At 55.5% G+C, this 23,633-nt stretch carries 25 protein-coding genes; 21 read left to right on the top strand and 4 right to left on the bottom strand.

The features are described from left to right. Window positions 1–173 precede the first annotated feature (173 nt). A complete protein-coding gene (locus BCF46_RS18465; RefSeq protein ID WP_121027988.1) occupies window positions 174–1,553 on the top strand; it encodes an ISNCY family transposase in 1,380 nt (459 codons plus the stop codon). Between the two features lie 166 nt (window positions 1,554–1,719). Here BCF46_RS18465 and BCF46_RS18460 read toward each other — a convergent pair whose 3' ends face one another. Then, on the bottom strand, window positions 1,720–2,007 hold the full coding sequence (locus tag BCF46_RS18460) for a hypothetical protein (protein WP_245990264.1): 288 nt from the start codon (window positions 2,005–2,007) through the stop codon (window positions 1,720–1,722). Between the two features lie 178 nt (window positions 2,008–2,185). Between BCF46_RS18460 and BCF46_RS18455 the strand changes: the two genes are divergently transcribed. The 15 genes from BCF46_RS18455 to BCF46_RS18385 all read left to right on the top strand — a co-directional run bounded on the left by BCF46_RS18455 (window position 2,186) and on the right by BCF46_RS18385 (window position 14,092). After that, complete coding sequence (locus BCF46_RS18455; RefSeq protein ID WP_121028021.1) at window positions 2,186–2,542, top strand: hypothetical protein; 357 nt, start codon at window positions 2,186–2,188, stop codon at window positions 2,540–2,542. Window positions 2,543–2,585: 43 nt separating this feature from the next. Beyond that, a complete protein-coding gene (locus BCF46_RS18450) occupies window positions 2,586–3,230 on the top strand; it encodes a lytic transglycosylase domain-containing protein (RefSeq protein WP_121027985.1) in 645 nt (214 codons plus the stop codon). Then, the gene (locus BCF46_RS18445; RefSeq protein WP_025051201.1) at window positions 3,227–3,511 is read left to right on the top strand and encodes a TrbC/VirB2 family type IV secretion system protein; all 285 of its coding nucleotides are present in this window, start codon (window positions 3,227–3,229) and stop codon (window positions 3,509–3,511) included. Before BCF46_RS18450 ends, BCF46_RS18445 begins: the two co-directional genes overlap by 4 nt. 11 nt (window positions 3,512–3,522) lie before the next feature. Then, a complete protein-coding gene (locus tag BCF46_RS18440; protein ID WP_121027982.1) occupies window positions 3,523–3,801 on the top strand; it encodes a VirB3 family type IV secretion system protein in 279 nt (92 codons plus the stop codon). Beyond that, on the top strand, window positions 3,791–6,151 hold the full coding sequence (locus BCF46_RS18435; RefSeq protein ID WP_121027979.1) for a VirB4 family type IV secretion/conjugal transfer ATPase: 2,361 nt from the start codon (window positions 3,791–3,793) through the stop codon (window positions 6,149–6,151). The genes BCF46_RS18440 and BCF46_RS18435 overlap by 11 nt, the downstream gene beginning before the upstream one ends. A 225-nt stretch (window positions 6,152–6,376) precedes the next feature. Then, window positions 6,377–7,471, top strand: a complete 1,095-nt coding sequence (locus BCF46_RS18430) for a lytic transglycosylase domain-containing protein (protein ID WP_121028018.1) — start codon at window positions 6,377–6,379, stop codon at window positions 7,469–7,471. Then, the gene (locus BCF46_RS18425) at window positions 7,471–8,316 is read left to right on the top strand and encodes a type IV secretion system protein (protein WP_245990262.1); all 846 of its coding nucleotides are present in this window, start codon (window positions 7,471–7,473) and stop codon (window positions 8,314–8,316) included. The genes BCF46_RS18430 and BCF46_RS18425 overlap by 1 nt, the downstream gene beginning before the upstream one ends. Before the next feature lie 19 nt (window positions 8,317–8,335). After that, on the top strand, window positions 8,336–8,989 hold the full coding sequence (locus BCF46_RS18420) for a VirB8 family type IV secretion system protein (RefSeq protein ID WP_121027976.1): 654 nt from the start codon (window positions 8,336–8,338) through the stop codon (window positions 8,987–8,989). A gap of 1 nt (window position 8,990) precedes the next feature. After that, window positions 8,991–9,689, top strand: a complete 699-nt coding sequence (locus tag BCF46_RS18415) for a TrbG/VirB9 family P-type conjugative transfer protein (protein WP_121027973.1) — start codon at window positions 8,991–8,993, stop codon at window positions 9,687–9,689. Continuing rightward, a complete protein-coding gene (locus tag BCF46_RS18410) occupies window positions 9,686–11,083 on the top strand; it encodes a TraB/TrbI/VirB10 family type IV secretion system protein (RefSeq protein ID WP_121027970.1) in 1,398 nt (465 codons plus the stop codon). Before BCF46_RS18415 ends, BCF46_RS18410 begins: the two co-directional genes overlap by 4 nt. A gap of 4 nt (window positions 11,084–11,087) precedes the next feature. Further along, a complete protein-coding gene (locus BCF46_RS18405) occupies window positions 11,088–12,077 on the top strand; it encodes an ATPase, T2SS/T4P/T4SS family (RefSeq protein ID WP_121027967.1) in 990 nt (329 codons plus the stop codon). Then, complete coding sequence (locus tag BCF46_RS18400) at window positions 12,074–12,286, top strand: hypothetical protein (RefSeq protein ID WP_121027964.1); 213 nt, start codon at window positions 12,074–12,076, stop codon at window positions 12,284–12,286. Before BCF46_RS18405 ends, BCF46_RS18400 begins: the two co-directional genes overlap by 4 nt. Next, the gene (locus BCF46_RS18395; protein ID WP_121027961.1) at window positions 12,283–12,684 is read left to right on the top strand and encodes a hypothetical protein; all 402 of its coding nucleotides are present in this window, start codon (window positions 12,283–12,285) and stop codon (window positions 12,682–12,684) included. Before BCF46_RS18400 ends, BCF46_RS18395 begins: the two co-directional genes overlap by 4 nt. A 13-nt stretch (window positions 12,685–12,697) precedes the next feature. After that, on the top strand, window positions 12,698–13,753 hold the full coding sequence (locus BCF46_RS18390) for a TrbL/VirB6 family protein (protein ID WP_121027958.1): 1,056 nt from the start codon (window positions 12,698–12,700) through the stop codon (window positions 13,751–13,753). 63 nt (window positions 13,754–13,816) lie between these two features. Next, window positions 13,817–14,092: a hypothetical protein gene (locus BCF46_RS18385; protein WP_121027955.1), complete on the top strand. Its 276-nt coding sequence runs from the start codon at window positions 13,817–13,819 to the stop codon at window positions 14,090–14,092. Window positions 14,093–14,259: 167 nt separating this feature from the next. Here the strand turns inward: BCF46_RS18385 and BCF46_RS18380 are convergent, their stop codons facing one another. The 3 genes from BCF46_RS18380 to BCF46_RS18370 are packed head-to-tail and all read right to left on the bottom strand — an operon-like array spanning window position 14,260 to window position 20,360. Then, the gene (locus BCF46_RS18380; protein WP_121027952.1) at window positions 14,260–16,533 is read right to left on the bottom strand and encodes a type IV secretory system conjugative DNA transfer family protein; all 2,274 of its coding nucleotides are present in this window, start codon (window positions 16,531–16,533) and stop codon (window positions 14,260–14,262) included. Continuing rightward, entirely contained in the window at window positions 16,526–19,798 is a 3,273-nt protein-coding gene (locus BCF46_RS18375) for a relaxase/mobilization nuclease domain-containing protein (RefSeq protein ID WP_121027949.1), read from the bottom strand. Before BCF46_RS18375 ends, BCF46_RS18380 begins: the two co-directional genes overlap by 8 nt. Then, window positions 19,785–20,360 carry a helix-turn-helix domain-containing protein gene (locus BCF46_RS18370; protein ID WP_121027946.1) on the bottom strand — a complete coding sequence of 192 codons (576 nt, stop codon included), beginning with the start codon at window positions 20,358–20,360 and terminating at the stop codon, window positions 19,785–19,787. Before BCF46_RS18370 ends, BCF46_RS18375 begins: the two co-directional genes overlap by 14 nt. A gap of 722 nt (window positions 20,361–21,082) precedes the next feature. Here BCF46_RS18370 and BCF46_RS18365 point away from each other — a divergent pair. From BCF46_RS18365 to BCF46_RS18350, 5 genes are all read left to right on the top strand, one after another. Next, window positions 21,083–21,796 (top strand): ParA family protein, encoded by a 714-nt coding sequence (locus BCF46_RS18365; RefSeq protein ID WP_121027942.1) that lies wholly within the window; start codon window positions 21,083–21,085, stop codon window positions 21,794–21,796. After that, window positions 21,796–22,398, top strand: coding sequence for a hypothetical protein (locus BCF46_RS18360; RefSeq protein WP_121027939.1), 603 nt, complete (start codon window positions 21,796–21,798; stop codon window positions 22,396–22,398). Before BCF46_RS18365 ends, BCF46_RS18360 begins: the two co-directional genes overlap by 1 nt. Before the next feature lie 380 nt (window positions 22,399–22,778). Continuing rightward, window positions 22,779–22,940 carry a hypothetical protein gene (locus tag BCF46_RS19840; RefSeq protein WP_170157980.1) on the top strand — a complete coding sequence of 54 codons (162 nt, stop codon included), beginning with the start codon at window positions 22,779–22,781 and terminating at the stop codon, window positions 22,938–22,940. Then, window positions 22,933–23,151 carry a hypothetical protein gene (locus BCF46_RS18355; protein ID WP_121027936.1) on the top strand — a complete coding sequence of 73 codons (219 nt, stop codon included), beginning with the start codon at window positions 22,933–22,935 and terminating at the stop codon, window positions 23,149–23,151. The genes BCF46_RS19840 and BCF46_RS18355 overlap by 8 nt, the downstream gene beginning before the upstream one ends. Window positions 23,152–23,204: 53 nt before the next feature. Further along, the gene (locus tag BCF46_RS18350; RefSeq protein ID WP_121027933.1) at window positions 23,205–23,621 is read left to right on the top strand and encodes a hypothetical protein; all 417 of its coding nucleotides are present in this window, start codon (window positions 23,205–23,207) and stop codon (window positions 23,619–23,621) included. Window positions 23,622–23,633 lie beyond the last annotated feature (12 nt).

Here is a 23,633-nt window from a genome sequence, read left to right as displayed (position 1 = left end):
CACCCTTAGAGGTGTTTGAAAGCGAACTGATGGAGTTACGGAACCGATTGGAGTAAAAGGTTAAATCAGGAACTGCGCTTCAGCGTGAGTTCACAGCAGCAAAGCGATAATGTCACCCCTGTGCAATTCAGGAATGTCACTCTCTTGTTCAAGTGAGCAACGGGAGATTGGACATGGGATGGGTGATGATGAGCGAGCGCGAGTTAAATCGCATAGAGGTTTTGGCGCAGGTTGATGATGGCCGGCTGAGCGTTGAGAACGGCGCCAACATGCTGGATGTGACGAAGCGCCAGATGTTCAGACTGCTGAAGCGATATCGAACTGACGGCGCGCCAGCGATCCGTCACCGTGCGCGCGGCAAGACCCCAAACAACAAGATTCATAAGGCAAAGCGCGACTTTGCGTTGGCGATAGTCAAAGAGAACTATGCGGATTTTGGCCCGACGCTCGCTGCTGAGATGTTAGTGGAACATCACGGCTTCAAAGTCTCACGAGAGACGCTGCGCAAGTGGATGCAGGAAGATGGTATCTGGCTGTCGCGCAAACAACGGCGCACGTTCCACCAACCTCGATTGCGCCGGGAATGTTACGGCGAGTTGATCCAGATCGACGGGTCTGACCATCGCTGGTTCGAGGATCGGGCAGATCCCTGCACCCTTCTCGTTTTCATTGACGATGCAACCAGCATGTTGATGGAACTTCAGTTTGTGCAATCGGAAAGCACCTTCAGCTACTTCGGCGCGTTGGAACGCTACTTGCTCAAACATGGCCGGCCGGTCGCCTTTTACAGCGACAAGCACTCGGTCTTCCGCGTGGCAAAGCCCAATGAACACATGACCGGAATGACCCAATTTGGGCGTGCCCTGGCAGAGCTAAACGTAGAAATTCTATGTGCAAACAGCAGCCAAGCCAAAGGTCGTGTCGAGCGTGCAAATCGCACGTTGCAGGATCGGTTGGTGAAAGAGCTACGCCTCGCCGGCGTTTCGAACATGGATGACGGCAACGCATTCCTGTCGGGGTTCATGAAGCGCTTCAACACCAAGTTTGCAAAGGCTCCTGCCAAGCCCGACAACCTGCATCGCGCTCTGAACATCGAACCTGAACGCCTAGCGGAGGTGTTCTGCCTGCGCGACAAACGCTATGTCACGAAGGATCTGACGCTCAAGTATGATCGCAAACGCATCAAGCTTGAGGTCAACGATCTGACGCGCGGCCTCGTCGGTAAATACATCGATGTCTACGAGATGGCAGACGGACGCATTCAAGTTCGCGCCAAAGGCGTTGCCCTGCCCCATATGATCCTGAACCCAGAGCGCAGGATAACGCATGCCGCGATCACAGAGAACAAACGTCTCGGTGCTGTGCTGGCCCACATCAAAGACGAACAGGACAAAGCCTCTCTGACGGTGAAGGTCAAACCTGTGAGCGCCAAGAACGGGTATAAGAAGACAGGACGCCGTTCACCCGGACGCCCTTCGAAGATGGACGCGTATTACGCCCAAAAACGCGCGGACCGTGAAGCCCGCGCAGCCAGCCAGACCTCCGATGTGTGAGGTCTACACTCTGTCAGGCTGCGCTACCGTTGGCGCCCTTGGTGACACTTCTGCTTTGCGCAATCGCTGACATTTCAGGTTGGCGTTTACAAGACATTTCTACTTTGCGCAGCCGGTGACATTTCTACTTGGTTGCAACAGGTGAGTAGTGCGTCGGACGCCCCTTTCATTCGCTGGTGATTTCCAAGAACCGGCCATACTCTTGGCTCACTTCGCGGGCTTCTTCGAACGCTCGCGCCCGTTCTTCTTCAAGACATCTGAAGTAACTTTGAATGTCCGCAATGTAGGTCTCGAAGTCGCGGCCAATCAAATCTCGATACTCCTGAACATCTTGCGGATCGCTTGGCACAAATGGTCTCTCCGGCGAGTAGCAGGTTTGACCGTGTGCCTGCCCGGCAAGCAAAACCAACAAAAATACGGGAGCGAGGGAGTCGCGGCATACACTTTTGATCATCTTCATGTTCCTTGAATACTTGAGGAATCTGCATCTGCGTGCGTAATACTGTGCGCGGGTTAAAGCACATTCAGGGTACAAAACAGTATCTTGCGCACATAACCGCATTATTGTAACTATGGCTCATCGAAGCAATAGCCTCGGTGCGCCCAAAGACAGAAAGAGCGCAACCGTGGACATGGACCTAGAAAAAGAAGCGCCTAATGTGGTTACAGAAGCCGGTTTCCGGGACCTCATTGAGTCCGGATATCACGTCGAAGTCGTCTGCAAGGAAGATGCGTCCCGAAAGAATTCGGTATGGCATGGCGTCTGGATTCTCAGGGCCGTCAATGATGACGGTGTTGAGAAACAGCTTGTCACAGCGCGCGCCCGTCGTGGTGGCGACTACATTAAAGTCAGGAAGTTCAAGACCGTCACGGGGCTTGTCTCGTTCCTCATCGACCTCGGCTTCACTGTTATCGCATTCCCCGTATTGGAAGGTCAGCGCTGGACCTTTACGCTATCTCAAGAAGAAGACGGCGACAGCAACAGCTAGCGCCTTCTTACTGCTGATTGCGCCTCACGTCGCATCAGCTCAAATGGTCTTTACGATGGAATCCGATGGCTCTCTGACGCCATCGCAACCTCAAGACCGCTTCGCACGAAATTACAATGACGGTGTTGGGCAAGGTGACGCAAACGCGCCCTTGAGCATCTTTGGCGACGGCGACGCCGCTGCGGATGGTGCGGACGCAACTGCGACAGAAGACGGATCGTTCCGGGTTGCTGCCGTTGCCCCTCGCGTCGCCGTCCCTCGCCCGGAAATCCTTGCTGCGATTGATGACATCGCCTTGCGGTATGGAAGCCATCGAGGCTTGCGTGCGGCTGGTCTCACTGTGACGGAATGGCGGTTGCTGTTCCGCTCAAACATCGAAATCGAAAGCGCCTACAACGTGAACGCCCGTTCGCATGTCGGCGCGATTGGCCTTGGTCAGCTCATGCCGGGAACCGCCGAAGACCTTGGCGTCGATCCCTTTGACTGGCGGGCAAATCTTGACGGCTCCGCGCGATACCTAGTCGCACAGCTTGAGACCTTTGGTGACGCGCGGATCGCTCTGGCTGCCTACAACGCCGGTCCCGATGCCGTCAGGCAATACGGGGGCATTCCGCCTTACCGTGAAACGCAAGACCACGTTCAGCGCGTGCTGGCCGTGTTCAACAGGCTAGAAGGAGAAAACTCATGAGGCCGCTACCACTACTGATGACCGTTCTCACGGTCTTCGTCGTTATGGCCGAACCGGCGATGGCACAATCTATTGACCTGTCCCCTATCCAAAACCTCTTGCAGGGCATCGTTGATGCCTTGACCGGCCCTCTTGGTGTCGTGATCGCCACGCTGGCGGTCATTGGCGTTTTCCTGAGCTGGTTCTTCAACATCATCGACCTGCGCCAAGCCCTCTGGGTTCTGGTGGGCATTGCAGGTGTCGCCGCTGCGCCGACGATCGTTGCAGCAGTCTTCGCTTAGGAGAGTGCGCCGTGGCTGAAAGATCACCTTTGTTCCTTGGCCTCGTGCGCCCTCCGAAGTTATTCGGTTTGCCGATCATGTATGCCGTTGTTTGGCTGTTCGGGACCGTGCTGCTTTTCGTCTGGATACAGAGCTTCCTCGTGCTTGGCATAGCGGTGGTTCTGTATCCGCTCCTTTGGAAGGCGGCGGATTGGGACCCTCGGTTCATCGACGTTGCGATGACCAGTCTTCAAGAAACGCCGCCCACCAGAAACAGGAAAATCCATGGCGGAGATAGCTATGCCCCGTGATGAGCTGGATGAACGCACGCTGATGCCAAAGTGGTTTCAGCACGAAAAGCAACTAGCGCACATGCTTCCGTATGTGAGCCTCGTTGATGATCGCACCGCGCGCACGCGGGTTAACGAGTTGTTTCAGTGCATCCGCATCACGGGGATCAATAGCTACACAACCGATGACGATTATCTTGACGGCATTCGGGCGAGCTTCGCCCGGATTGTTGCACAATTGGGAGAAGAATTCAGTTACTACGTCCACAAGGTATCGAAAGGGATCAGCGCTGATATCGAACCCATCGAAGGCGATAGTTTCGCCGCGATGGTCGATCAGAATTGGCGCAACAAGCTGGCAAATGGCGGGCTGCGTGACAAGACGCTCACGCTTACCGTCATACATCGCCCCCCCTCCAAGAGCTTCATGACGTTTATGCGGCGACCGTCCCCAGAGCGCTTGCGTGAGGAAACTGACAAACGGATGCGCCGCCTTAATGAAGCGGTCGGCATATTCCTGTCCGGCCTCGGGCATTTGAAACCGTCTGTTCTGTCCGCCGAAAAAGGCGAACTGGTCGGGTTTCTTGGTGCTCTGAACACCGGGCAGGAACTTCCGCTCTACCACACATCGAAATTTGGATTTCTGGCATCCTCTGCCTCCAACACCCGCGCCACTTTTTTCGGCGATCATTTTGAACTTAGCGAGGGCGTTGCTGGCCGCCGCTTTGGCAAAAGCTACAGCATCAAGGACTACTCTGAACAAACGAACTGCGTGATGTTCGACCAGCTCAACTTGCCCGTCGATATGATCGTCACACACTCGTTCACACCGGTGAACACCAACATGACCATTTCGCGGATTAAGCGGCAGGTGAAGCAGATGCAAGCCGCCGATGATGCCGCGGTCTCGCTGCGGGAAAATCTTCTGCTACTTGCCGATGATCTGGAAGCCAAGCGAGCCAGCATGGGCGATCACCACATGGTCGTGACGGTTTTTTCTGAGACCCGCGAAGAGCTCGAAAGCCTGGGCGCTGAAATCGTCAACGCAGCTGCGTCCGAAGGCGTGACGATGGTAAGTGACAGCTTTGGCGCGAACACCCACTATTTCAGTCAGCACCCCGGCAACCAGCCTAAGCGGCTGCGTGCCAGCACCGTCACCAACCGCAACTTTGCCGACTTCGCTGCTTTCCACCGGACCCAGCTTGGCAAGGCTGGCGCCGAAGTGCCGTGGGGCAAAGTTATCTCGATCTTCCCGACGCCGGAAAAGAGCGCCTATCGCTTTTCCTACCACGAGGCCGGTTCGCCTGAAAAAGAACCTACCAGTGGTCACACGCTGATCATGGGCCGTCCTGGCTCGGGCAAGTCGGTCTTCTCGGCCTTCCTCATGACACAAGCCGTGCGAGCCGGTGCGCGCGTGTTCGTCTTCGACTACCGGCAGGGCATGGAAATGGCCGTGCGGGCCAATGGGGGCCGCTACACGACGATCCAGGGCGGTATGCCCACGGGTCTTAATCCGCTTTGGACCGAAGTGGACAAACGCGGTGTCGCGTGGCTATCAGACTGGTTCGGCTCCCTGCTATACCGCGAAGACAAGCCGCTGACGCCTGCTCAGACTAACCGCATCATGGAATGCGTCCGTCAGAATGCGCAGGCGACCGACCCAGGCTTGCGGGATTGGCAGAACTTCGCCTCTCTCTTCATGTCGATGGACGATGACGGCGACCTGAACCAGCGCGTCCTTGAATGGGCGGAGAAAGGTCGGTTCGGCTGGATTTTCGGCCATAGCCTCGAAGACACGTTCTCGCTCGATGGCAACTTGGTAGGGTTCGATCTCACCGGGATACTCGACAGTGAAAGCGACAAGGAACGGATGGCGGTTCTTAGCTACCTGTTCCGCCGGATCGAGCGGAAAATCGAAGACCGCCGCCCCACTATCATCATCATTGATGAGGCGTGGAAGGCGCTCGACAACGAGTATTTCGCAGAGCGGCTTTCGCAATGGCTCGTGACAGCACGGAAACAGAACACCGTAGCTGTGATGATGACGCAATACGCCAGCCAGCTTGAGCGGACACGCACCGGTAAGACCATCGTAGAGGCCGTGCCGACGCAGGTTCTTCTTCCGAACATCCGCGCCAATGCGTCCGACTATCAGATGCTCAATCTTTACCAGAAAGAGCTGGATACGCTTCTCAGCACCGGCACGAATTCACGCTTGGCTCTCATTCGAGATGACCAAGGTTCGGTCGTCGTGGACGCAGACCTAAGCGCTCTTGGCGACAACCTGACCATCCTTGGCGGGATGGAGGCAGGTGAAAAACTCGTCGGCCCCGATTACCGGGATCGGCCAGACTTTTGGAGGCTCAAATAATGCGAAAACTTACCTGTTTCATTCTGCTGAGTGTGGTTGCTGGTTGCGCGGACTATCAAGAGCCACAGGCAAATTGCTTCAGCTTCGTGTCACGCGGCCCTGCGCCTATGGACTGCAATTTCGAGGCGCTGGTTGCCCCTAATTTGGAGGACGTAGCCAATGAATAAGCTCACCGTCGCTGCATTTCTGCTGATCGGGGTTTCTTCCAGCGCGCTCGCCCAGGGCGTGCCGGTTGTAGACTCTGGGCTAACAGCGCGCGACATCATCGAAACAGCGGATCGCGAGACTGATCTGGCGGTGCAGGAAGAAACCCAAACCGTCGAAGAACAGATCACAGCTATTGAGCAAGAACAGCTTCGGGTTCTGGATGCGATACTGGACGCGCAGACCAGTTTTGAAGCTGGCGGCGTCGCAATTTCGGGAATGGTCTCGGACCTCGAAGGGGGCAGCGGGAATGCCGATCGCTCTGTAGAGGCTGTCTACGGGACCGCTGACATCGACCCCAACCCGGCTGGCGACCAGCTGTTCGGCGACGCTGCTGAAAACATCGAACAGCTCATCATCCGGGTAGCGCAGGAAACCCATGGCAATCCTGGCATCTCAGCGGCGGGCCTTTCGGTCGTACAGTGGCGGGCGCTGATCCAAGCGTTGATCTGGCAGGAAAGCCGGTTTGTCATTCGCGCCGAAAGCCCTGTCGGGGCTTACGGCCTCACCCAGATCATGCCCGGTACAGCGGGTGATTTGGGCATCTTTCCCGAGTATCGCACCAGCCCTTACCTGCAAGTTGAGGGCGGAGCCCGTTATCTCGCCCAACAGCTCAATCGCTTCGATGGAAACATCATCTTTGCGCTTGCGGCCTACAACGCGGGACCAGGCCGCGTAATCGAATACAGCGGTGTCCCACCTTTCCGCGAGACGCAGCACTACGTCACCGTCATTCCGCAGAAATACAATGAATATCTGGCGCGGATCGGCGGGATTGAAGCGCTTGGCACAATCGACCCTGCCCTGCTGGCAAACTCAAACCTGTCGATGATGGGTGCCGGTGCCGCTTTCTACGGCAGCAACTCCCCGACTGCGATCCGACAGGCGGCACTCCGTATTCGCGATATCGTCAACCGCATTGGCTCTACCACCGATGTGCAAGAGGCCATGGCATTAAACACATACGCCCGCGCCGAACTCGTCCGTCTCATTGCAGCGCGAACAAGACTGCAAGCCGCACGGACCCAACCCCTAAGCGCTGAGCAACTGCGTCTCGCGGCTGCTCGGATGCAAGAACACGAATTCCTGAACTTCACCATTGAGGACTTAGATTAATGCGCACTTCAACGCTTCTCACCACCTACGTCCGCAAGACCCTTCGGACTTCCGCATTCGCACTGCTTCTGCCGCTCGGCGTCGCCGCACCGGTCACCATTATTACATCACCTGCCCTCGCGCAGGGTGTTCCCGTGGTGGACACGCAGAACATTGCCCAAAACATCCAACAGCTGCGCCAGATGATCGAAGATGAGCTTTTGCAAAACGAACAGCTCGTGCAGCTTCGTGAACAGCTCACCACGCTGACCGATCAACTAGCGCAGCTTCAGGAAACCTATGCAGCCCTTACCCGGCTTGCTGAATTGCCTGAGGTCATCGCCACAGAAATGGAAGACGAACTCAACGGGATCCTCGACCAGGAGTTTGGCGATATCCAATCCACCATCGCAGCGATCCGCACCGGCGACTTCTCTGGTCTCAGCGGCTCCGGCGCAAGCGAAATTGAAACCCAGATGGACCGCGTTCTCGCGGACCTGGGCTTTGATGAAGACACGCTCAGCGAAATGGCATCTAGCGGCAACGCCGGGGCTGAACGCATCGCGACACAAGCCACCACTGGTGCCCTCGTCTCGGCCGCTGCTCAAAACAGCTATGACGACGCGGGCCAGTCTCTTGAGCGCGTGGACCGACTCGTCGGCCTGATTGATGACATGGACGAGCTGAAAGAAAGCGTCGATCTGAACACCCGCGTGACGGCTGAACTGGCCATTGCATTGGTTGCAATGTGGCAGCTCGAAGCCGTGCAAACCGTGGGTGACGGCACAGGCGGTGTCATCGACGCAGCCACCATCGCCGAAGAACAGAACTTTATGGAGTTCACCATTCCTGACCTCGGCGATTAACAACTTAGGGGTAGAGATTTTGGACAACGAAAAAGAAATCATTGAGGAAGAACTGGTTTATGGTGCGCTGCGCCGCGAACGGTTGTGGCAGAAACTCGGTTTAACCGGTCTGGCATTTGGCGTGCTTGGTTGTCTAGGCGCCGTGGCGGTTGCCATCCTCGATGTAGACCCGGCACCGGTGGTCGTGCCCTACGATCCCGAGACGGGTTTCGCGTTGCCCGAAGTCTCTGTTGGCGCAAGTGCGATCACTGGCAATCAGGCTGTGATCGAGGCGGAAATCTATCGCTACGTAACGGATCGAGAGGTCTATAATCAGCTGGACAACGATGTACGCATAAATAGCGTTTTGCAACGGTCCGACGAACGGGCGGAAGCATCCGTACGAGCCCAATGGAACAGCGCAAATCCGCAATATCCTCCAACTGTCTATGGCAGCAATTCCAATCTGGATGTTGAAATCCTGAGTGTGAACCTGATCGGTGAGAACCGCGCGACCGTCCGGTTACGCAAGCGGCTTACCTCCATTCAAGGCGTCCAAGGTGGTCTGTTCACTGCAACCATGCTCTTCGAGTTTCGGCCCGAAGAAGCGCGCACAATTGATCAGGTGTGGACGAACCCTTTTGGCTTCACCGTGATCGAATATTCGATCCGTTCAGACAGATTGGAGAATTGAGATGCATCAATTTGGACTGGCATTGCTATGTCTGGTTTTCACAGCATCCACGGCATTTGCAGAGAATACCCCTCGACGCGGCCCGAATGATAGCCGTGTCCGTATTGCCACTTATGTCGATCAACAAGTCTATCGCCTGAACGTGTCACTGACCCATGTGACGACTGTTGAATTTGGCGAAGGCGAAACCATCCGCTCGATCCTTGCCGGTGACACGGAAGGGTTTGAGCTTGATGGTGTGCCTGGAGGCCAAGCCTTTGCCATTAAACCTCTGGCGCGTGGTGTTCATACCAACGTCACGGTCTACACAAATCGGCGCAGCTATTATTTCAACGTGCAGGAAGTCTCATCGCCCACCTTTTATGTGGTGCAGTTCCGTTACCCTGAAGACAACAGACGCCCGGAAAACGCGGTCGCATCCCAAGCGCCAAACTACAACTACGGGGCCAGCTCACGCGGAGAAATCACACCTACGCGCGTGTGGGACGACGGGACATTCACATATTTCCAGTTCGCGCGAAATGCGCCGATCCCAGCAATCTTCCGATATTCGAATGGGCGTGAGCGGACCGTCAACGCCCAGCAAACCGAACCGAGCGTGATCCGTGTTTCCGGCATCAACGCCCAATGGGTGCTGCGCCTTGGTGAAACCGTGGTCTGCATCCAAGAAAACACTCTGACCACAGGGGGCACGTCATGACCGATGATCCAAATCAAGCAGATGTCAGTGAAAGACTGGCCCGCCTCGAAGCTGGCAACGAAGGAAGCCCTGTACTGGCCTCACGTCGCTCGCCGCTCATGGCCCTGCTTATTGTCGCACTCATTGGTCTGGTGGGCTTTGTTTTCTACCTTCTCAACCAGCCCGAAGAGGAAATCGTTCTCCCGACAGCAACTCCGGACGAATTCCAGCCGGAGGGTGATGGGTTTGGAACAATCGAGCCGTTTGTTCCACCGGCCACGCCCGAACCGGAGGTGATCGAAGTCCCGGCATCTGTAGAACCGAACGCCGAGTTGCTTGAACAAATCGCGGCGCTCCAAGCGCAGATCGAAGCCATCCAGAACGCGCCTGCCCCGGCCGTAGAAGAGGATACGGCGGCGGCTGAGGCAATGAATGCACTGACAGCGCAGCTTGCCGAATTACAAAGGGCCTCTGAGGCGGCACAACAGAAATTTGCCGACGACTTGGCGGCGCGCGACCGTGAGCTTCAGGAACTTCGCATGGACCTCGATCTTGCGCGTCTGGAAGCTCAAACGCCCTCCCCTGCCCCGGCAGGTCCGTCTGATGAAGAATTGCGTCTGCAGGAAGAAGAGCGATTGCGCCGCGAAGAGGAAGCCCGACGCCTCGCTGAATTACAACAGCGGGCCGAAGAAGAGCGCGCGTTTCAAGAGCGTCGTATTCAGTCGCCTACCATCGCTTTTGGTGGTTCTTCTGGTGGGCTAGGTGGAGAAGGCGCGGAGCTGGCTGAACGCACATTTGGTGATGTCACCGACTTCGTATTGAATGGCGCATTGCCGTCTACCGTAACGCAATCCGAAGTGATCGCGAACCCTGCGAATACGGTCATTCAAGGCACCGTCATCCAGGCGGCGCTTGAAACCGCAATTTCAAGCGAACTGGCGGGACAGGTCCGCGCAATCACATCCGAGAACGTCTATAGCTATGATGGCTCACGGCTGCTGATACCAGCCGGGTCTCGGCTCATTGGTCGATACCGCTCAGGTGTGGAAATCGCCCAAAGTCGCATCACAGTCGCATGGGACCGGATCATCTTGCCGACCAACCAGACAGTTCAAATCAGCTCTTTTGGTGCTGACGAACTTGGCCGATCTGGAACCACTGGCTTCGTAGACACTCGCTTTGCAGAGCGCTTCGGTTCGGCTGCTCTCATTTCGCTGATTTCGGCTGCGCCAACTGTTGCCGCCAATGAAACAGACGATGAGATTGCAGAGGATGTCCTTGAAGACATCGGTGATGATCTGGCCGATGCCACCGGCAGCGTGATTGGGGAATACCTGTCGATCGGGCCGGTTATCTATGTGGATCAGGGTGCGCGGATCACCGTCATGGTGGATCGGGATTTGGAGATTTTCTGAACTTATGTCCCTCAGCTACCTCCAAAACTCTATCGACGGCCTAGAAGACGCCAAACGGGATGATGTCATTGAAATTTGCATCAACCCGGACGGCACATGCTGGGGTGAGTTTCAGGGCGACCATTTCATGTCGCGCTTAAACCAAACTCTAACTGAGGATCAGATTAAGGACCTAGGCAATCAGATCGCATCGGACGCCTCCACACCTCTGTCAAAGGACAGGCCCATCGTGTCGGTCTCAATCATGTATCGAAACCGGCCGATCCGGGCGCAGGTCATCACTCCGCCTGCTGTGAACCGGGGCATGTCGATCAGCCTGCGCTTCTTCTCAAGCCTTCCGCTCGATTCAATCGAGTTGGGCTTTCTGTATGGGAAAGAACGCAAGCTTGAAGAACTAAGGCAGGAAAAAAACCGCCAACTCCGTGAGGTCGTCGCCAGTGGCGATATTGACGCCTCCATCCGACACTGCGTGGAAAACAAGCTCAACATGATCGTCTCCGGCGGGACGTCCACCGGCAAGACCGTCGCCGCTCGCAAGATCCTTTCCTATGTCAGCGACGAAGAAAGGATCCTCACCATTGAAGAGGCGTCGGAACTGCTCCCAACACAGCCGAATGCTGTCACGCTGATTTCGAACCGGGATGCCGCCCACCAAACGGCAGACATCCTGTTGACCGCGACCCTGCGAATGCGGCCTGACCGCATCATCCTGGGCGAGGTGCGTGGGAAAGAGGCCATGACCTTCCTTGAAGCCATCAACACCGGCCATGGCGGCTCGATGACAACTCTGCACGCTGAAACGCCTCAACTGGCGGTCCAGCGCTTAGCAATCGCGGCACTTAAGACTGAAGTGCCAATACCTTACAGAGATATGATAGACTACATCGAAAGCTCTATCGACGTGATTATCCAGGCGGGCCGTGAAGACGGCAAGCGTGGGATCACGGAATTTTATTTGCCCGGCACAGAATTAGGAAAGGAGGCCGACACATGAAGAGCTATGAGCCAAAAATACTGACGTTCACGCCAGACAAGAAATTCAGCTATCAGGAAATGGAGGACACAATTGCTTCCTATACCGTCGAGGGCTGGCAGATTGTCTCAATGACACATCTTCAAGGTATGCAAGCCTTCTACACGGTCCTGCTTCAACGCGAAATGCCGGAAGATGAAGCCGAAGAGCTTTTGGAGAAACGAGCATGAAAATAGCGAAAACCTGCCTTGCGACCTTAGCTCTGAGTCTTCCAACCAACTCTTGGTCGCAAGGCTTAGTGCCCACTATGGAACGCGAGTTTGAGTTCTGCGAGGAAAGGCCCGCTGAACCTGAATGGATGCAAAACCTGCATGTCCGCGAAGCTCAGAAACGCCTCACGGTTCAATACATCTATCGCTTTCAAAGCGCCGAGCGTGTGATTGAAGCTGGTGAATGCGCGTGCTCAACACGCTTTCCCGAATGGGAAACAGCAGTTCAGCATTTCAACGACAACTACCTTGGCGGTGATCGGAATGATCTTCGCGAAGCAACCGCCGATTTTCAGAGACGATACAACGAATTGCGCCCACAGGCTCGTGACATCTGCGAACGTGAGGGGCACTGGTAGAAAGGGCTGATTGATGAGCGTCACAAGATATCTGGTCGAGACTGCGGAAGGCTTCCTTGAGGACACCGCTGAAACTCAATTCGGTGCTGTTGCGGCAACTGTCGGGACCATCACAACTCTGGGTGTTACGCTTGTTCTCATCCTGATCGCTATCAACATGGTATTCCAATATCGCTCAATGGACGGGCGAACCGCGTTCTGGCTTGGAGTAAAGATCGCGCTCATCGGGTTATTCGCGCAAAACTGGGTGCAGTTTAACTCTTTCGCGACCGCCGTTCTAAATGGAATTGACAGCATTGCGGGTTCTCTGATCGCTTCCGTTGGCGGCGGGGCGCCAGGCCCCTCCGGTACCTATGCAGAAGAGTTCGATATAATGCTTGCTGCAATGGGCGAGTACCTAAACGCAGCCGGGGAAGAAATGAGTTGGTTCGCAGGCGCAATGCTGTCCGTTGTAGGAGTTTTGATCCTTGCCATTTTAGGCGGCATTGCTGCTTTCTTAGTCATTTTCTCAAAGATACTCATTGCCCTGCTTCTTGGCCTAGCGCCAATAATGATCTTCCTAACCCTCTTTGAAGTCACGAAAGACTACTTCGCCCGATGGCTGTCGGCTCTTGTCTCATTCGCAATGTATCCGATCATTCTGGCCGGGGTGTTTTCCATCATTACTGGTGTTTCTCAATCGCTCTTGACAGAATTAGGTGATCCCGCCGCTGCTCCAAATATTGGCGCACTGCTACCCTTCTTCATGATGATTTTGATGGCGAAAGGGTTCATTCTCGCGACACCGTTCATCGTAAGAGCAATCTCAGGCAATATAATGATGCCCGCCATGAGTGCAGGCATTGGCGGCTCCTACGCCTTTGGTCGCGCCGCATTCGGGTCACAGCAAGCTCAAAACCGATATCTAATGGGCTCTGCCAGTGGCGCTGAATATGCTGGTCTTCGCGCACGGGCGGCGGTCGGGGTTGCACCTATGCCCACGCGCCCTGGAGGGCCGCAACAGCCAGCGAACAGCTCGCCACCCGACTACCAAGCCCAGTTGGACCGGAACAAGCGCATCGGTCGATAGTTTGATCACTTACAAACAGACGGCCCGCAATTCGGGCCGTCTTTCCATATAGAGCCGCACCCCATGCACCAGATCATCGTTGATCAAAACCTTATTCTGCTTGATGGAAAGCCCTTAGCCCTCGTCACTCGGTCCGGCTTAGCTCAGTGGGAACAAGATGGCATCAGCTTCACATTCCGCTATGATCAGATCCTTGACGAAGGCGACAACTATGGAAAATTTCGCTGCCTATACGAAAGAGAAGGAACGCACGAAATCTTTGTCTTGGTTGAGTCGCCATCTTCGCCTGAAGGATTCCGCGTGATCCTGGTCGATCACCCGCCTCACACGCTGCATTGAAATGGCTGCGCTTATTCGCGCACGCCCCCTTCCCCATCGGAATCAACATTACGGGTGTCGTTGAACTCGCACAGCTCATGTAGATCGTCTTCCGTCATAAGACGCGAGACTGCTTTTGCTGGACCCGTTTGGGCCAGCGCCAACAAGAAGCGACGGGCGCAGGTCATTCATGCTTTGACGGCCGAGCCCTCATCGCGATAGCCCAAATTCTCTGTGCCCTCCCCAGTTGCGCGTTCCAACTCTCCGTCTTCGCCGCGCCGGACAAGTGCGGGACCGTTGGCAAGGTCCTCTGCAAATTGGCGCTCCTGCTCAGCAGCAAATGGCGGGACGGGATCAAGCTCGCCGTCTTTCTCGGCCACCTCTGGCATACTCTTCTTCAACTGTTCCAAGCCCTCCATCATACCGTTTAGCTCGACAACATCAGCTTCCGTTGGCGTCTCTAGGCTAAGCTCCACTTGCGTGGCGAGGTCCATTTCGATCTGCCGTTGCTGCTCCGCATCAACCGAAACAACTGCTTTTGCCCGTTTGCGCTTCGGCGTGACGATTGTGGGGCGTTGCGTATCTTCCATTGCCGCCCTTTGGATAGATTCACGTTTTACGACAGCCCGGTCAACTGGCTCGATAGGCAACTTACCTTGCTTTTTCGGTCGCGCCGGCATTGCAGCTGGCGACGGTGATGGTTGCATCGCAGCAGGTTCGGCAACTGGTTCGGACGCTTCAACTGCTGCACCAACTTCCGGTTTTTTGATTGCTTCGTTTTCGTCCGAGGCAGACAGCGAAGTCGCCACCTCTTTTTCTGGGAAAGGTAGATCCCCCGCTTGCTCCCCATGGATGCGCTTGAAATACGGATCGTTGAAATACTCGATACGTTTTGCACGAATAGGCATTTGCGCGTCGATCACCATGACGATATCTTCAAGCGGCAAACGCCTGGCTTCGTCCTCCGGAAGCAATGAAACTTCCTCCGTCCTCACCGATTGGCTGCGACCTTCAAACGGGTTCTTGCCGATTGCACGCGACCGTGTGACCACCTTCTTGGTCGTCTTACCAACGGCCTTGCTCAATTCCTCGACGGTCTTTTCATCCGATGGTGTAAGGTAGAGCTTCACTCCGGCGTTCCCCTGCAAGGCGCGTCGGGTGTTCTCACCATAGATTTCATCAAGCGCCGGGATTGTCTGGGTGACGATTGCAAGATGCCCGCGATACGAACGCAGCGTCTCAATGCTCTTGGAAACGATGGGCATTTTTCCAAGCTTGTTAAACTCATCGAGCATAATCATGACGGGCCACGGTTCATCAGGACCTGGCTCCTTGTCCTGCATCGACGCCAGAAGGTCGGAAAAGAACAACCGGATCAGTGGTGCCATTGGTTCAACCATGAGCGGCTGCACGATCAGATAGACACTGAACGGCTCTTTTCGGATGTTCCGAAAATCGAAGTCAGACGCTTGTGTCGCCGCGTCGATGGCCGGGTTTTGCCATTGGTCCAAGCCCGAAGTCATTAAGAGGGACACATAAGATGTCAGGGTGTCGTTGTTGGTTGATGCCAACCGCGTGAAAATTAGCTTTGCAGCCTCATTCTGGACCTCGACGCCTCGCGCCATGTATTCCTTCTGCTTGTTCCCACCCGATGCAGCGATGCGGTAGATTTCGCCAAGTGTCGGCTTCTTGCGCTGGAATGCCAAAAGACCGGCTGCAACGAACAAGTCGATACCACCTTTCAAGAGGCCCTGAACGCGCTCGTTCTCGTTCTGTAGGAAGAGCGAAGCGAGTAGCTGCAACTCCATCTGTTGCTGTGCCTGGTCCTTCAGCTCGGAAATCCGCAACAACGGATTGTAACGATGCGTTCTGCGGTCCTCGAAGTCGGTTGGCGCAAAGCGGAAGATCTTATCCCCTTGCTTGCGCCTGTGCCGGGCCGTCGCTTCGAAATTCTCGCCCTTCACGTCCAGCACAACGGCTGAACCTTCCCATGTTAAAAGGTTCGGGATCACGAAACCCGTAGTCTTACCTCGGCCTGTGGGCGCGACGATCAGAGCGTGTGGGAACTTCTTCGCGACAAGGTACTTACCGTTGCGCTTTGGCTTCGACATCTTTCCCAGGATAAACCCTGTACCCGGCTTGCCGAAAAAACCGCTCTTCGAAAGCTCGCCGGTTTTTTGCCAATGCGTAAGGCCGAACTTCGTCAACGCCGATCCGGACACTGCAATGCTCATCAACAGGCCAGCGATGCCGAAACCTACCATGATAAGATTCACTAGGCGGAAGTCATCAGGCCGATAGTCGCGCAGGTAAAAGTAGTTTTCAGCTAGATAGAAAAAGTCGATATCCGCCTGAAAGCCCAAATCCTTGAAGGTCAGGACAGCAGACGAAACAACATAGCCAATGGCGATAGCCAACAGCGTCAACAGAAACACTCCAAATGCAATGCGACCCTTACCCATGGACTGGCCCTCCTTCGCGCTCAGAGTCGACCAACCGGTCTTTCTGCAATTCGTATTGCTCCTCTGCAATCTCCTGTACGACCTCTCGATAGGCTTCCGAATTCGCCGTTGCAGAGTCTGATTGAAGATAGGCTTTCGCCGCGTAGAGCCTGTCTAGCCGGTCGTCGGACACGTTCTCCAAGGTGTCGCTGTCGCCGCCACGCAGGCGCTCGATCTGCTCGTCATCAAGCTCTTGCTCGATCTGCTCACGATAGATGAGACCCTGTTCGTCTGTTGCCAGCGACGGCGACACATCATCGGACCTCTCATGCTCGACAACGCGCCGAATTTCCTCATTCTCAATGCGTGTCCCCGCAACGTCACGGATAGCCTCCCTATCCCTCGCCTCATTCGCGATTTCATACGTCCGACCAAGACCACGGGCCAAATGGTCCGGCATGTCGGGGTAGCGTGCGCGAAAGTCATCGGCGACGGCTCTTGAAATGTCGCCACGGTTGTCACGATCAGCCATAACCCTGTCCACTTCGCGGCTGATCTGATCAACACGCTCGCGGTCCTCGATCTTCGCGCCAAAGGGAACGTCGGAATATGGAAGAACTCGTTCCGCTGCCAGCTCCGGTCTTTGACTGAGGTATTCCTCACGCTCTTGCAGAATGCGGGCGCGGGAGGTTTGCTCGATGGCTCCGCTCGCAGCCATAGCTTCAGCCCGCTCATACCGTTGATCGAAACTCTGCGTGTCGGCGTTCTCAGACATGATTTCGTCGCGGACCCGCGAACTCATACGGTCAAGGCTGGTCTGATCTATCTCCATTGCACGTAGATCACGCTCCGCCGTGACATCACCCCGAACACGGGCAAGGTCTGCATCGAACCGCTCCAAGCGCTCGGCCTCAAACCGATCTGCCATTGCACGCTCGCCCTCTGGGTCGTTTGTTTGCCAGTCTTGGAATTCACGGGTGTCCTCACGCACCAACCCGTCACGCATCTGGATGCCATAGCGATCCGCTGTGTCACGCAACAACACATCCGCGCGCTGCGCCTCATCGGCAGTAAGCTGGCCGCTCTGTCGGGCGGCGGATAATGCGGAAAACTCGGTCGCAAGGGACACGCGACGTTGAACACTTCCCTCTTTGGCTTCAAGCCGGTCGCGCTCGATCACCAGTTGCTCAAACCGATCATCGGTATAAGCACGGTCATCCTCACTCCAACCCTCTCGAACATTCGTCTCTATCTCTGACACCAGCTCCCGACGCTCTGCGACGGACATACCATCGGCTTCTGCCTGCGCGATTCCGTTGGCCAACCTGGTCGCTTCAAGCGCATGCTCTCGCACCGTTGCGATGTCAGCGGCTTCAAGCTCCGCTTCCCGCAACTCCTGCTCATTGTTCAAACGGAAGCTGGTCTCATAGGTATCGCCCAAGCCTCGGGTGACATGATCCGGCATGTCGGGGTAGCGATCCTTGAAATCAGACGCGACGGCTTCGGAGATCGACTGATTGGCAGGCGCACGGTCAAGAATGATCTCAATCTCCCGATCAAGCCGATCTGCAAGCTCCTGATCCGTGATCCGGCCCCTGCCCTCTTCGTCGGTGCGATAGACCGCGCCAGGATCAGAGAGGATTTCGGGCCGCGTTTCGAGATAGGATTGTTGCTCTGCCTCGATCCGGTCGAACGCGCGGTTTTCAATTTCGACGGCACGAGCCTCAAGCTGTGCTTCGTTGACCCCCTGCCCTCGCAACTCCTGCCGGATCGCACGCGTCGTCTCGTCAAACTGCTCTTGATCGAAGTGAAAACGAATTTCCCGCGCTTCCTCAATCACACCATCATCACGCAGCACCTCTGCACGTTCCAGCGTCACGCCTAATTCAACATGCACTTGGTTCAACCACTCTCGTGCCGCTTCGAGGTCATCTTTGCGCTCAAGGTTCAGCCCCTGAGCCTGTGCAACCTTGGAAAGATCATCTGCTACCCACTGCTGCTCAAGTGCAGCGTTTGGTGCGCCTGTTTCGATCCGGTTCACAACGGTTTCAGTATTGATCCCCGTGCCGCGCAGCGCATTGTCGATCTGTGCCCGCGTAGTTCCATCATTTAAACGGCCTGTAAGCTCGCTGTTGATATTCAACTCCGAGTAAATGCCGCCATCGGACGGCCTCTGTTCAAGTGTTGCAGACCGAAGGCCAAGAGGCTGCATTCGTCGCACACCCGCCTGAAGCTGGTTCAAGTCGCGCTGCTTTTGTGCCCGCTGACCTTCTGGCAAGCCAGCGATCCGCGCCTGAACTTCTTCAACTGTATCAGCATAGCGGCTTTTCAGTTCATCAAAGTCTTCAACAACTCCCATGTACACATCTCCATCTTGTTCGACTTGTGATCCGTTACCCAAAAGCTCGGCGGCTCTTTGGAGGGCTTGAGCAATTTCTTCTCGACTGTCTTGAGACGCCTCGGCAGCAAGCGAGTGATACACAATCCTGGTGCTTGCAATCTCAGCGAGGGTACGGGCCAAATCCTTGCCGACACGCTCGCGCGGAGCTGGCTCACGGATGATACCTTTTGCTGCATCCTCTTTGACCGCGTAGACTTCTCTCGTTCGGGGTGCGTAATGCACCACACCACGGTCTATTCGACGTGTCGCCTCTAGCTTGACGCCATACTTTTCGGCCTCTTCCACCATTGCGAGGCGAAAATCGTCGTAGTTAAAGCGGTGATCCCGGCCCAAGTAGAAAAACTCCCCCTCTTGGGAACGTCTATTAAGGACGATGTGAGCGTGGGGGTGATCCCGGTCCTTATGGACTGCGATTACGTAGTCAAAATGTCCCTCGTCGGTTTCAAAGAACCGCTCGCAAACATCCGAAGCGATATCGCGGACGTCCTCAGACCTAGTGCCTTTCGGAAAAGACATGAGCATGTGCGTTGTGTTGCCCATTTTGGGGCGGAAACCGCTATCCCACCGTTCTGCAAAACGATCCGTGAGTTTCTTGATGTCCTTCTCATCGAACTTGGTCTTCCCGTCGAACGTGCCCCGACTGTCAACGAAGTGAGAAAGCTTATTGTCACGCGTGATGTAGGATAGCTGATTACTGAGTTGGCCCTTTGTGTGGGTGCCGCCATTCTTGATCGCCTTGAACACCGCAGCTCGATGGCCCCGTGCAGCACGGTAGAGCTGGCCCGCTCTCTTGCTGTTCAATCCCTGCATGGAGCCGCGCACACGGTCCCAACCCTCGCGGAAAACCTCGCCGGTAACGGCCTCGACTGCGCTATTTCGTGCCAAGGGCAAACTCCCTCAATACATCATCAACAGTCACTGCCATTGCCGAGTTTCGACGCCTGACCAAAAGGTCGATCTGATCACCCATCTCCAAAATCGTGCCCGCTAGCGCGCGGATTTCCTCATACTGCCGGTTAGACCAAGGCGGAGGCAGTCCTCTTTTCTTCGCCTCATTCATTCGGCGGGCAATCTGCGTGATGTTGTTGCCGACGCGATTGAGCGCTGCACGGAAGCTCGCAAGCTCGCCGGAAAGATGTTCATCTGGCACGAAGATGCCGTTTGTCGCTTGCATCAAGGCCCGCAAACCGTCTGCACGACTATCGAAACCATGCTTTGCAAGCTCGGCGTCGAACGCTTCCATTTCATCTGGGGTCACAGTGACGCTGGCCGCAGCGGTTCGAATGCCCGTGTCACGGCGTCGGTCTTTTTCTCGTTTGATGGTGTAGTCGATTGTTCGCCTAGTCACACCAAACCGCTGTGCAAGCCTCGGCTTTCCTACGCCTTTTGCCGCTTCGCGGACAATCACGAGGCGTTCAGATTGAGTGAGGATGCGACCTTTGGGCATTAGAACAAAGAACCCCTATTTCCTGCCATCATCATAACTGATGTCATTACAATAATGCAGTCGTTGAGACCATACCCTATTATTGTAGTGTTATCAGTTATTCCGTTTCTCGCCGAGATTCACGGAATCGAGGCTGTCGAGCCGATGGCGAGACCGGCCCAAAAACCGAAGGTGACGGCCCCATTGGAGAAAACGGCTCGCTGAGGGCCGCAATTTGCTTTCAGCCGCCCTACCCTATAAAATCCAAAAGCAAGCCTGTGCGGCCCCTCAGCGCCGCCCTGTGAGCCGATTTTGCTCCCAACCGTCTCCCGAGTTTTCGGAGTGGGCTACAATGGTCGCTATTTCGTCTCCATCTCCGCCATCCACTGCGCACTATACACTGTGCACTATTCACTGCGCACTACTTCTTCCGCACTATACACTGGACATCTTACCTGCAACCCTATACCTTGAACACTGTGCCGCGATCACTGTGCAACCTACATACAGCACTGCGCCGCAGACCGCTGACACTGAACCAGCGACACTGATCACTGTACCGCCGACACCTACCACCCGACCACCGGCACTATTCACTAGGCATCGAACACTGAGCCTTATACCACCTTCCACCATCACTGCGCCTTAGTTCTTATGCACTACACCTGCATCACTGCACACTTGACACTGCACAGCGTTCCGCCGACAACGTACACTAAACAACCAACATTGAGGCGAAGCAGATGGCAAATGAAGACATGAAGGTCGTCGCCGTTATGAGTCGAAAAGGCGGTGCCGGCAAAACGACACTGATCCGCGCACTCGCAAGTGCGGCAATGCGCGACAAAAAGCGATGCATCATCTTTGACACCGACCCACAACAAGGAATGATGAACTGGGCCACGTCGCTCGGGATCAATGATCCTCTTTTGACAGTCGAACATTTGGAATTTTCAGACGAGCTTGGCACCAAAACGGACGAAGCCTATGAATCCGGTGACGTTGATTACATTTTTGTGGACACGATGGGCGCGGCGGGCGCTTGGGCCGATGATCTGGCAGCTGCCAGCGACGTTATCATCCTCCCCATGAAACTAAGTATGGACGACTGGAAGAGCACTAACGACACATTCGAATGGTATAAGGGCCTCGCCGACCGCGCCGAAAATCCAGAAGCTCTTCCTTCCTTTCACGTCGTCCTTTCTGATGTACCGGCCAAGCAGAGCAAGACCGAGCTCGAATTCGAAGACCGGGCCTTTGATGAATTCCCGGTTGTTTCCCATTTCTTCATGTCCCGCAAACAGCATCGCGAAGCATCGAAAGAAGGATTGCTACACACCATAGCCCAAGCGAAACGCTCCGGCATCAATCCGCTTGGACGAGTACACGCCAAATATTTTGATGAGGCCTTGGACGAAGCTGCTGCAATCCTCAAAGAAGTTACGGAGGCCGCATAATGCCCCGCAAACAGAGAACCGCTATCAAGGGCAGTGACCCGAAGTATCATTCAAACCTACCAAGAAAGTCAGATCAGACGCTGCAGCCAGCACTGGAACCCATTGCCTCCGAAGCCGCTCCAAGAAAGATCGCGAGCGACTCCGGGCCCAAACGGCGTGACAAACCCGTCGCTCCCGCACCTAGGCCAAAAGCCACGCCGAAGCCAAAGACAAAACCTCAAGTAACAGCATCTCCGGCGCCGTCTGACGCTACCCGTGAAGTTCATCTAACTGCTGCAATCACCCGTGTGCACGGTGCGGCCATAGACAATCTTGTTGCTAAGGGCATCGACCGCAAGGTTCCAATCCGCTTAGCAGGGCGCAAGGCCGTCCAGCTCTTCGATCCTAAACGCGAATTCATTGAAAAACCGGAGGCGGATCGCCTGCCTATCCGCGATGGTTATCAGACCACGAAGCGCGTCAACGCCGAACTGATCGACCATCTGCGCACCGAAAATGATCCTTACGGCTTATCATCTGATACCGCCATGCTGCGCGGGCAGTTCGAACCGCTGTTTTGGAAGTGCCTTGATGAGGTTCTGCAAGAGCTGGCACAGAAGTAGCCAAAGAAATACCGCGTGAAGCGCGGCATTGCATAGAACAAGAGACAACACGCCCTCCGCTTCGCTCTAGGCGCGTCGGCATCTATCTTAGCCTTAATCCGCCTGCCATCCGGCCCCGGCTCTCAACAGGGGTTGTGATGTCGCGCGAGCGCGCCAGCCTCCGGGCAAAAAATCGGCACCCCCACGCACTGCGCGGTCCCCCCAATTTTCCGCCCTACGGCCCCCTGTCTTCGAACCGTCTCCGGACGCAGGTCGGGCTACGCCCTCTCTGCTCTGTCCAGTCGAATGGCATGGGGCCATTCGGCTGGTCAGTTCAGCCGAGGCTTCGCCACCGGCGGAAGGGGGCTCAAACCCCAACCGCACCGCAAAAGGATTTGAACATGGTGCGAAAACGGAAGATTGAAGGAAAAGCCGTCGCCCGCATTCTCGATGCCAAAACGCGAGATATCGTCGGATATCTCTATGAATGGAACACAGGGGCGCGAACACCGAAATGGTTTGACGACGTAGTGCGGGAGGACGTGATTTACGATTATGCCTGATATGTTCTCCATGCGCAGCGACGATGACACGGTAGATGTCGGTATTGTCTACTCGCCATCACCAGAAACGCTCCGAGTATTCGGTGCGTCTTACATGCAAGACAAGGAAACCTCTGGCTCCCTAAAGATCCTCGATCCGAAGGGCGCAACATTTGCTACGTTTGATGTCTGGCAAAGTAAGTGGGTTCTCACCGCCGAAATGGAGGCGTGATCTTCCAATTTGACCCAAAAAATGCTAGGCTGGCTCCGAAAGGAAGCCTGCCTATGCGTTTCAACAATCGCCTTTTTTCACTGCTGATCGCTGCACTTGCGGCGTCTCCCGCGATAGCATGGGACCACGATTTCACGCGCGGACTCGATCTGTATTCCACCACGGATAACGGGGCAACAATTCGCCTCGTCTGTGATCCCAACCGTGTCTATGGCGGCACGGAAAGCATGGTCTTGATCGTCTTTGGAGGCAACTCAGACCTGAACACCACGGCAACACTGACTTTTCCAGACGGCCAAACAATCACCGCCTCGCTCGTTCATGGCAGGCTTTCAAAACGCGACCTTGCGGAACATATCTGGCAACCACTCTTGGACGGCCTCCGCAACACCGAAAGCGTTGAGCTGACCGTTGGCACGGCGTCGGTTACAATGAACCTAGGCGACGCGCCCGCCTTCACCTGCATCTGAATAGCAGAGCCC

It is taken from the genome of Litoreibacter meonggei, assembly GCF_003663885.1.
Classification (GTDB): Bacteria; Pseudomonadota; Alphaproteobacteria; order Rhodobacterales; family Rhodobacteraceae; genus Litoreibacter; species Litoreibacter meonggei.
Note: the sequence above shows the minus strand (reverse complement) of the source record. Positions and strands in the feature narration are given on the sequence as shown.